The sequence below is a fragment of the Pseudomonas sp. S44 genome (assembly GCF_016624805.1).
In the GTDB taxonomy this organism is placed as follows: Bacteria; Pseudomonadota; Gammaproteobacteria; order Pseudomonadales; family Pseudomonadaceae; genus Aquipseudomonas; species Aquipseudomonas machongensis.
Map to the genome: position 1 here is coordinate 1 of NZ_JACVTY010000079.1, position 229 is coordinate 229.

A 229-nucleotide genomic window follows, 5' to 3' on the forward strand; every position below is an offset into this window, starting at 1 on the left:
GCCATTGCTGACGATGGTGACGGAGACCTTGTCGCCTTCGTTGCCGGTGCCCGGAGTGCCAGTACCTGGTTCGTCTGTCACTGTGGTGGTGACGGAGTTGTCGCCTAGGGTCAGCTTCTCGAAGTTATCGGCGCCAGTGACGGATTCCAGCTTGTTCACGATGCTTGGCTGGCCGCCGACGTACACGTCATCAGGCGCATGGATGGTGATAGTCCCGGTGGCGCTGCCA

The 229-nt window shown here is 60.7% G+C and carries 1 protein-coding gene; it reads right to left on the reverse strand.

The features are described from left to right. Nucleotides 1-229, reverse strand: a 229-nt coding sequence (locus tag IAE40_RS25600; protein WP_200604075.1) for an immunoglobulin-like domain-containing protein, incomplete at both ends; no start/stop codon positions are given.